7 protein-coding genes and 1 pseudogene are annotated in these 9279 nt (G+C 75.1%); 7 read left to right on the forward strand and 1 reads right to left on the reverse strand.

From position 1 onward, the window contains the following. The coding region (locus ACFXGA_RS34035) for an FAD-binding oxidoreductase (protein WP_378095180.1) at positions 1 to 1102 on the reverse strand (1102 nt) is incomplete at its 3' end. Positions 1103 to 1214: 112 nt separating this feature from the next. On the opposite strand from ACFXGA_RS34035, the gene ACFXGA_RS34040 reads away from it, so the two are divergent. The 7 genes and pseudogenes from ACFXGA_RS34040 to ACFXGA_RS34070 form a co-directional block, all read left to right on the forward strand. After that, positions 1215 to 1616 (forward strand): nuclear transport factor 2 family protein, encoded by a 402-nt coding sequence (locus ACFXGA_RS34040; RefSeq protein ID WP_378095182.1) that lies wholly within the window; start codon positions 1215 to 1217, stop codon positions 1614 to 1616. A 71-nt stretch (positions 1617 to 1687) separates the two neighbouring features. Further along, positions 1688 to 2287 (forward strand): TetR/AcrR family transcriptional regulator, encoded by a 600-nt coding sequence (locus tag ACFXGA_RS34045; RefSeq protein ID WP_378095184.1) that lies wholly within the window; start codon positions 1688 to 1690, stop codon positions 2285 to 2287. After that, the gene (locus tag ACFXGA_RS34050) at positions 2284 to 3033 is read left to right on the forward strand and encodes a TIGR03084 family metal-binding protein (protein WP_378095186.1); all 750 of its coding nucleotides are present in this window, start codon (positions 2284 to 2286) and stop codon (positions 3031 to 3033) included. The genes ACFXGA_RS34045 and ACFXGA_RS34050 overlap by 4 nt, the downstream gene beginning before the upstream one ends. Then, positions 3030 to 4618, forward strand: a pseudogene (locus ACFXGA_RS34055) (acyclic terpene utilization AtuA family protein). Before ACFXGA_RS34050 ends, ACFXGA_RS34055 begins: the two are co-directional and overlap by 4 nt. Continuing rightward, the gene (locus ACFXGA_RS34060) at positions 4615 to 5769 is read left to right on the forward strand and encodes an acyl-CoA dehydrogenase family protein (RefSeq protein WP_378095188.1); all 1155 of its coding nucleotides are present in this window, start codon (positions 4615 to 4617) and stop codon (positions 5767 to 5769) included. The pseudogene ACFXGA_RS34055 and the gene ACFXGA_RS34060 overlap by 4 nt, the downstream one beginning before the upstream one ends. Continuing rightward, positions 5766 to 7361: an acyl-CoA carboxylase subunit beta gene (locus ACFXGA_RS34065; protein ID WP_378095189.1), complete on the forward strand. Its 1596-nt coding sequence runs from the start codon at positions 5766 to 5768 to the stop codon at positions 7359 to 7361. The genes ACFXGA_RS34060 and ACFXGA_RS34065 overlap by 4 nt, the downstream gene beginning before the upstream one ends. Before the next feature lie 6 nt (positions 7362 to 7367). Further along, on the forward strand, positions 7368 to 9279 hold a 1912-nt coding region (locus ACFXGA_RS34070), incomplete at its 3' end, for an acetyl/propionyl/methylcrotonyl-CoA carboxylase subunit alpha (RefSeq protein WP_378095190.1).

The raw sequence follows: 9279 nt of genomic DNA on the forward strand, positions 1-9279 counted from the left end.
TGGCCCCCCCCCCAGAGCCCCTCGTCCTCCCCCCCCCCTCCTGGGTCACCCACCCCCCCGACGCGCCCCCCCTCGGCCCTGGCCGGGGGCCCCCCCCCCGGCGGAAGGCGTTGCGGGGCGGGTGCCCGGCGGTCATGATCGACGTCGCGGTCGGGTAGTCCACCTCGGCGTGCTCCAGCGGCCCGTCCGGACCCAGCCGGGCCAGTTCCGCGAGCACCCCCGCCTCCCGGCCGGTCGAGCAGCCGAACAGGTCCACCGAGCCGTCCGGCAGGGCCACGCAGGTGGTCGACAGGTGTTCGGGGGCCGCGGTGCTCCACGGCTGCCAGGCGCCGAGCACGTCCGCCGCCGAGCCGGCCGGGAACCGGATGCGGAACACGGTCAGCACCTCGGGCACGGGGGCGGTGGCGAACTCGAACGACGTCACCACGCCGAAGTTGCCGCCGCCACCGCCGCGCAACGCCCAGAAGAGGTCGGGCTCGCGGTCCGCCGAGGCGGTCACCAGGCGGCCGTCCACCGTGACCACGCGCGCGGCGCGCAGCCAGTCGCAGGTCAGGCCGTAGGAGCGTTGCAGCCAGCCCAGGCCGCCGCCGAGGGTGAGCCCGGCGACGCCGACGGACGGGCAGTTGCCCAGCGGCAGGCACCGGCCGGCGGCGGCGAGCGCGGCGTAGACGTCGCCGAGGCGGGCTCCCGCGCCGACCACGGCGGTGCCGTCGGGCCGCACCTCGATCCGGTTCATCGGCCCCAGGTCGACGACCAGCCCGCGGTCCGGGGTGGAGTAGGCGGCGTAGCTGTGCCCGCCGCCGCGGGCCGCCACGCGGAGGTCGGACCGGCGGGCCTCCTCCAGGCACCGCTGCACGTCCTCGGGCCGCGCGCAGCGCGCGATCGCGGCGGGCCGGTGGTGGTCGAACAGGGAGTTGAACGGCAGCCGCGCGGTGTCGTAGCCGTCGTCGCCGGGGAGCAGCAGCTCGCCGGCCAGCCGGGCGCGCAGCCGGTCCCACCGCACGGGTCGCGCCTCGGCGACCCCCTCGGCGGCGCCCGCCGCCCCCCCCGCGGCCACCGCCGCGCCCGCCCACCGCAACACGTCCCGCCGCGACACCGCCACGCCGACCCCCTCGCCCGTCGTCGGCCCATCGAACCGGCCGACGGACCGCCGGGGAACCGCTGTTCGGCCGCTCCGCTCGTAACTTCGTACGGCGTACGGTACAATGTACGACATGAGTGCTGTGCCGGGTAGTGGAGCGGGGTTCGTGCCGACCGACGAGGACGTGGCGGGCGTGCTCGCGTGGTTCGGGAAGTGGGACGCGCTGGCCGTGGCCAAGGACGTGGAGGCCATGGCGGACATGGCGTTGTTCCCGGTCAACGCGGTGACGGACGGGTCGGCGCAGTCGTGGGACCGGGCGCGGTTCCTCGACGACATGGCGGCGTCCCTCGGCGAGGGCGACGTGGGGATGGAGTCCGTGCGCACGCCGGTCTTCGTCAACGCCAACCTGGTGTTCGTGATCACCGACGCGACCATCACGGTGGGTGACCACTCGCAGGTCGTGCGGTACGGCGACCTGCTGGTGAAGACCGACGGGCAGTGGCTGTTCCAGACCATGGTGCAAGGGGGCTGGTAGCCGCGGTGGGTCGACCGGGCCACTAACAATCAGTCTTGACTGTTTGTTAGTGGCCCGGAACACTCGGCGGCATGTCCACCGACACCGGGCAGCGGGAGGTCCGGCGCCAGGCCGACCGCAGCCGCGAGACCCGGCGCAAGCTCATGCAAGCCACCGTCGAGTGCCTGGTCGAGCACGGCTGGGCGGGCACGACGACGACCGTGGTGGCCGAGCGCGCGGGCGTGTCCCGCGGCGCCCAGCTCCACCACTTCCGCACCCGCGGCGAGCTGGTCGCCGCCGCGGTCGAGCACCTGGGCGCGGAGAGCGTGCTCGACCTGAAGGAACGCGCCCGGCAGGTCAACGGCAGCACCGTCGCGGTGGTCGAGCTGATCGCCGACTTCTACGCCAGCGACCTGTTCACCGCCGCCCTCGAACTCTGGGTCGCCGCGCGCACCGATCCCGAACTCCGCACCGTCGTGGTGCCGCTGGAGGCCCGCCTGGGCCGCGAGACGCACCGGCTCGCGGTCGAGCTGCTGGGCGCGGACGAGACCAAGCCGGGCGTGCGCGAGTCGGTGCAGCTCACCCTGGACCTGGTGCGCGGCCTCGCGCTGGCCGACCAGCTCACCGACGACCGCAGGCGGCGCACCCGGATCGTCCGGCACTGGGCCCGGGTGCTGGAGGAGTCGCTGTGATCACCGACCTGCTGGCCGACCTGGACGCCGAGAGCCGGGTGCTGGACGACCTCGTCGCGCCCCTGGCCGACTGGGCGGTCCCGACGCCCGCGCCGGGCTGGACGATCGCCCACCAGATCGGCCACCTGCGCTGGACCGACCGCCAGGCCACGCTCGCCGCCCGCGACCCGGACGCGTTCACCGGGGCGTTGCGCCGGGCCACCGCCGAGGTGGTGGAGGAGGGCGCGCGCGAGCCGATCACGCTGGAGCAGTGGCGGGCGGGCCGCGCCGAGCTGGCCGAAGCCCTCGCGGCCGTGCCGCCGGGCGTGAAGCTGCCCTGGTTCGGGCCGCCGATGAGCCCGGCGTCCATGGCCACCGCCCGGCTGATGGAGACCTGGGCGCACGGCCAGGACGTCGCCGACGCGCTCGGCGTCACCCGGGAGCCGACCCACCGGCTCCGGCACGTCGCGCACCTCGCGGTCCGCACGTTCGGCTGGTCGTTCGCGGTGCACGGCCTGCCCGTGCCGCAGGTCCCGGTCCGCGTCGAGCTGGACGCGCCCGACGGCGGCCGGTGGACGTGGGGACCGGAGGACGCCGCCGACCGGATCACCGGACCGGCGCTGGACTTCTGCCTGCTCGCGACCCAGCGGCGGCACCCCGACGACCTGGCCGTCACGGCCGTCGGCCAGGCGGCGACCGCGTGGGTGCCCGTCGCGCAGGCGTTTGCCGGCCCGCCCGGCGCGGGCCGGGAGCGGGGGCGGCCGTGATCCGCATCGGCAACGCGTCCGGCTTCTACGGCGACCGGTTCTCCGCCGTCCGCGAGATGCTCACCGGCGGCCACCTCGACGTGCTCACCGGCGACTACCTGGCCGAGCTGACCATGCTCATCCTCGGGCGGGACCGGGCGAAGGACCCGCGCCTCGGCTACGCCCGCACGTTCCTGCGCCAGCTCGAGGAGAACCTCGGCGACGCGCTGGACCGCGGCGTCCGGATCGTCTCCAACGCGGGCGGGCTGAACCCCGAGGGCCTGGCCGAGGCGATCGACGGGCTCGGGCTCGGCGCGAAGGTCGCCTTCGTGACCGGCGACGACGTGCGCGAGCGGTTCCCGGAGGCGTTGACCGCCAACGCCTACCTCGGCGCGTGGGGCATCGCCGAGTGCCTGCGGGCCGGCGCGGACGTCGTGGTCACCGGCCGGGTCACCGACGCGTCGCTGGTCGTCGGACCGGCCGCCGCGCACTTCGGCTGGGGCCGGGAGGACTTCGACGCGCTCGCGGGCGCGACGGTCGCGGGCCACGTGCTGGAGTGCGGCACGCAGGCCACCGGCGGCAACTACTCGTCGTTCCTCTCGATCGACGCCACCCGGCCCGGTTTCCCGATCGCCGAGGTGGAGGCCGACGGCTCGGCCGTCATCACCAAGCACGAGGGCACGGGCGGCGCGGTCACCGTCGACACCGTCACCGCGCAACTGCTCTACGAGATCGGCCCGCCCGCCTACGTCGGCCCGGACGTGGTCAGCCACTTCGACACCATCCGCCTCGACCCGCACGAGCGCGGCGTGCGGATCTCCGGCGTGAAGGGCTCGCCGCCGCCGGACACGCTCAAGGTGTGCCTCAACACCCTGGGCGGGTTCCGCAACTCGACCACGTTCGTGCTCACCGGGCTGGACGTCGAGGCCAAGGCCGACCTCGTCCGCCGCCAGGTGGAGGCGGCGATCGGCGCGGACGGCCTGACGTGGACGCTCGCGCGCACCGACCGGCCGGACGCGGACACAGAGGAGACGGCGAGCGCGCTGCTGCACGTGACGGTCAAGACCCCGGACCCGAAGCGGGCCAAGGCGTTCTCGCGGGCCGGGATCGAGCTGGCGCTGGGGTCCTACCCCGGCTTCCACGTCACCGCGCCGCCCGGCGACGGCACGCCGTTCGGCGTCTACCGGGCCGCGTACGTGCCGCGCTCGTCGGTGCCGCACCGGGCCGTGCTGCCCGACGGGGAGGTGGTGGAGGTATGAAGGTCCCCCCGCGCGGAAGTCTCCTGCGTCGGGTCCCGTTGGGCACGATCGCGGGCGCGCGTTCCGGCGACAAGGGCGGCGACGCCAACCTCGGCGTGTGGGTGCGCACCGACGCGCGGTACGAGTGGCTGCGCGCGGAGCTGACCGTCGCGCGGCTGAAGGAGCTGCTGCCCGAGGCGGGCGAGGTCTCCCGGCACGAGCTGCCGAACCTGCGCGCGCTGAACTTCGTGCTGCACGGCCTGCTCGGCGAGGGCGTCGCCTCCTCCACGCGCTTCGACCCGCAGGCCAAGGCGCTGGGCGAGTGGCTGCGCTCCCGCCACGTCGACGTCCCGGAGGAGCTGCTGTGACGACCACGTCGGCGCTGTTCGACACGCCCGAGCGCCGCGACCTGCGCGCGGTGGTGCGGCGGTTCACCGAGCGGGAGGTCGTGCCGCACCTCGCGGACTGGGAGCGGGCGGGCGAGCTGCCCCGGTCGCTGCACCGCGCGGCGGCGGGCATCGGGCTGCTGGGGCTGGGGTTCCCGGAGGCCGTCGGCGGCGCGGGCGACCTGATCGACACCGTGGTGGCCACCGAGGAGCTGATCCAGGCGGGCGGGTCGTCCGGGCTGGTCGCGGGGCTGCTCACGCACGGCATCGCGCTGCCGCACATCGTGGACGCGGGCGACCCCGACCTGATCGACCGGTTCGTGCGGCCGACGCTGGCCGGTGAGCTGGTCGGCGCGCTCGCGATCACCGAACCGGGCGGCGGTTCGGACGTCGCCGCGCTGCGCACCACGGCGCGTCGCGACGGCGACTCCTACGTGGTGAACGGGACGAAGACGTTCATCACGTCGGGCGCCCGCGCGGACTTCGTCACCACGGCCGTGCGCACCGGCGGTCCGGGCCACCAGGGCATCAGCCTGCTCGTGGTGGAGAAGGGCACGCCGGGGTTCGCGGTGGACCGCCGGCTGGAGAAGATGGGCTGGCACTGCTCGGACACCGCCGAGCTGTCTTTCGTGGACGCCCGGGTGCCCGCCACCCACCTGGTCGGGCCGGAGAACGGCGGGTTCGCCCTGGTCATGCGGCAGTTCCAGGTGGAGCGCGTCTCGCTGGCGGCGCAGGCGTACGCGACGGCCCAGCGCTGCCTCGACCTCACCGCGGCGTACGTGCGGCAGCGGGAGACGTTCGGCCGGCCGCTCATCGCCCGGCAGGTGGTCCGGCACCGGCTGGTGGAGATGGCGCAGCGCATCGACCTCGCGCGCACCTACACGCGCGAGGTGGCGGTGCGGGTGGCGGCCGGCGAGGAGGTGGTGGCGCAGGTGTGCTTCGCGAAGAACGCGGCCGTGGAGGCGTGCTCGTTCGTCGTGGACGCGGCGGTGCAGCTGCACGGCGGCTTCGGCTACCTCCGCGACGCGGAGGTCGAGCGGCACTACCGGGACGCGCGGATCCTCGGCATCGGGGGCGGCGCGACCGAGGTGATGGCGGAGTTGGCGGCGCGGAGATTGGGGTTCACGGCATGAGTGTGCTGCGCACGGCGGTGGACCGCCGGTCGCCCGGGTACGCCGCGAACCGGGCGGCGATGCTGGCCCGGCTCGCCGAGCTGGAGGCCGAGCACGCCAAGGCCCTCGCGGGCGGCGGGCCGAAGTACACCGAGCGGCACCACCGGCGCGGCAAGCTGCTGGCCCGCGAGCGGATCGAGCTGCTGGTCGACCCGGACAGCCCGTTCCTGGAGCTGTCGCCGCTGGCCGCGTGGGGCACCGACTACCCGGTGGGCGCGAGCGTGGTCACCGGCATCGGCGTGGTCGAGGGCGTCGAGTGCGTGATCGTCGCCAACGACCCGACCGTGCGGGGCGGCGCGAGCAACCCGTGGACGCTGCGCAAGACGTTCCGGGCCAACGACATCGCGTTGCAGAACCGGCTGCCGCTGATCGGGCTGGTCGAGTCCGGCGGGGCGGACCTGCCGAGCCAGAGCGAGATCTTCATCCCCGGCGGGCGGGCGTTCCGCGACCTGACCCGGCTGTCGGCGGCGGGCATCCCGACGATCAGCACGGTGTTCGGCAACGCCACCGCGGGCGGCGCGTACGTGCCGGGCATGTCGGACTACGTGGTGATGATCGAGGAGCGGTCCAAGGTGTTCCTCGGCGGCCCACCGCTGGTGCGGATGGCCACCGGCGAGGAGTCCGACGACGAGTCGCTGGGCGGCGCGCGGATGCACGGCGCCACCTCCGGGCTGGCCGACTTCGTGGCCCAGGACGAGGTGGACGCGATCCGGCTCACCCGGCGCGTGGTGGCCCGGCTGAACCGGCGCAAGCTCGGGCCCGCGCCGAAGGCCGTCGAGCCGCCGCGGCACGACGAGGAGGACCTGCTCGGGCTCGTGCCGACCGACCTGCGGGTGCCGTTCGACCCGCGCGAGGTGATCGCCCGGATCGTGGACGGGTCGCGGTTCGACGAGTTCAAGCCCGACTACGGCGCCGCCCTCGTGACCGGGTGGGCCGACCTGCACGGCTACCCGGTCGGGGTGCTGGCCAACGCGCGCGGCGTGCTGTTCAGCCAGGAGGCGCAGAAGGCGGCGCAGTTCATCCAGCTGGCCAACGCGAGCGACACGCCGCTGCTGTTCCTGCAGAACACGACCGGGTACATGGTCGGCGCGCAGTACGAGCAGGGCGGCATCATCAAGCACGGCGCGATGATGATCAACGCGGTGTCGAACAGCCGCGTGCCGCACCTCACCGTGGTCATGGGCGCGTCCTACGGCGCGGGCAACTACGGCATGTGCGGCCGGGCGTACGACCCCAGGTTCCTGTTCACCTGGCCGAACGCCAAGTCGGCCGTGATGGGGCCGAAGCAGCTCGCCGGCGTGCTGTCGATCGTGGCCCGGCAGGCCGCCGCCGCGAAGGGGCAGCCGTACGACGACGAGCACGACGCGGCCATGCGGCGGGTGGTGGAGGACCAGATCGAGCAGCAGTCGGTGGCCGCCTTCCTGTCCGGCCGGCTCTACGACGACGGCGTGATCGACCCCCGCGACACGCGCACCGTGCTCGGCCTGTGCCTGTCGGCGATCCACAGCGGACCGATCGAGGGCGCCGAGGGCTACGGCGTCTTCCGGATGTGAGGCGTGATGATTCGCAAGCTGCTGGTCGCCAACCGCGGTGAGATCGCGCGGCGGGTGATCCGGACGTGCCGCGAGGTCGGCGTGTCGCCGGTGGCCGTGTTCTCCGACCCCGACGCGGGCGCGCCGCACGTGCGGGAGGCGGACGCGGCGGTCCGGCTGCCCGGCGCGACGCCCGCCGAGACCTACCTGCGCGGTGACGCGGTGGTGGCCGCCGCGCTCGCCGCCGGCGCCGACGCGGTCCACCCCGGCTACGGCTTCCTGTCCGAGAACGCCGACTTCGCCCGCGCGGTCGTGGCCGCCGGGCTGACGTGGGTCGGGCCGGACCCCGACGTCATCGACGCCATGGGCTCGAAGGTGGCCGCGAAGAAGAGGATGGCCGCGGCCGGCGTGCCGGTGCTGCCCGAGCTGGACCCCGAGTCGGCCGCCGACTTCCCGCTGCTGGTCAAGGCGTCCGCCGGCGGCGGCGGACGCGGGATGCGGGTGGTGCGGTCCGCGGCCGAGCTGGCCGATCAGGTCGCCGCCGCCCGCCGCGAGGCCGAGTCGGCGTTCGGCGACGGCACGGTGTTCTGCGAGCCGCTGGTGGAGCGCGCCCGGCACGTCGAGGTGCAGGTCCTGGCCGACGCGCACGGCACGGTGTGGGCGCTGGGCGAGCGGGAGTGCTCGATCCAGCGCCGGCACCAGAAGATCGTCGAGGAGACGCCGAGCCCGGCCGTCGGACCCGAGGCCAGGCAGCGCCTGGTCGACGCCGCCACCCGGGCCGCCGAGGCCATCGGCTACGTCGGCGCGGGCACGGTGGAGTTCCTGCTCTCCGACGACGGGTCGTTCCACTTCCTGGAGGTCAACACCCGGCTCCAGGTGGAGCACCCGGTCACCGAGGAGGTGTTCGGCCTCGACCTGGTCGCCTGGCAGCTCGCCATCGCCGAGGGCGCGCGGCTGCCCGCCGAGCCGCCGACGCCGAACGGCCACGCCGTCGAGGCGCGCCTGTACGCCGAGGACCCCGCGCACGACTGGCGGCCTGCGAGCGGCACCCTGCACCGGTTCGCCGTGCCGGGCGGCGTGCGCGTGGACAGCGGTGTGGAGGACGGCAGCGAGGTGGGCGTGCACTACGACCCCATGCTGGCCAAGGTGATCGCGTGGGCGCCCACCCGGCACGCGGCGGTCCGCAAGCTGGCCGCCGCCCTGGAGCGCGCCGAGCTGCACGGCCTCGTGACCAACCGGGACCTGCTGGTGCGCACCCTGCGCCACCCGGAGTTCCTCGCGGGCCGGACCCACACCGGGTTCCTCGACGAGCACGGCCTCACCACCCCGGACCCGGTCGACGTGCGGCCCGCCGCCCTCGCCGCCGCCCTCGCGCTGGCCGAACGGCGGCGCACCGCCCTGCCGTTGGGCTGGCGCAACGTGCCGTCCCAGCCGCGACGGGTCGCGTTCGGGCACGGCGACGACACGGTCGAGGTCGAGTACCGCCACACCCGCGCCGGCGTGGAGACGGGCCTGGACCTGGCGGTGGTGGCGGCCTCGCCGGACGCGGTGACGTTCGAGCGGGACGGGGTGCGCACCACACATCCGGTCGCGGTGTACGGCGACCGGGTGGAGGTGGGGCCGGTGTCGCTGACGCTGCGGCCGACGTTCCCCGAGCCGCGGGCGAAGGTCGCGGAGGGCGCGACGGTCGCGCCGATGCCCGGCACGGTGGTGCGGGTCGCGGTCGAGCCGGGTCAACGGGTCGAGGCCGGCGCGGAGCTGCTGGTGCTGGAAGCGATGAAGATGGAGCACCGCGTGCTCGCCACCACCGGCGGCGCGGTCGCGGAAGTGCTGGTGCGGACGGGGCAGCAGGTCGACGCGGGCGACGTGCTCGCGGTGGTGGCCGGGGACCCCGCGCGCGGGGCCCCCGGGCCCCCCCCGCGCGGGCCCGCCCGCGCGC

It is taken from the genome of Actinosynnema sp. NPDC059335 (assembly GCF_042752395.1).
Taxonomy (GTDB): Bacteria; Actinomycetota; Actinomycetes; order Mycobacteriales; family Pseudonocardiaceae; genus Actinosynnema.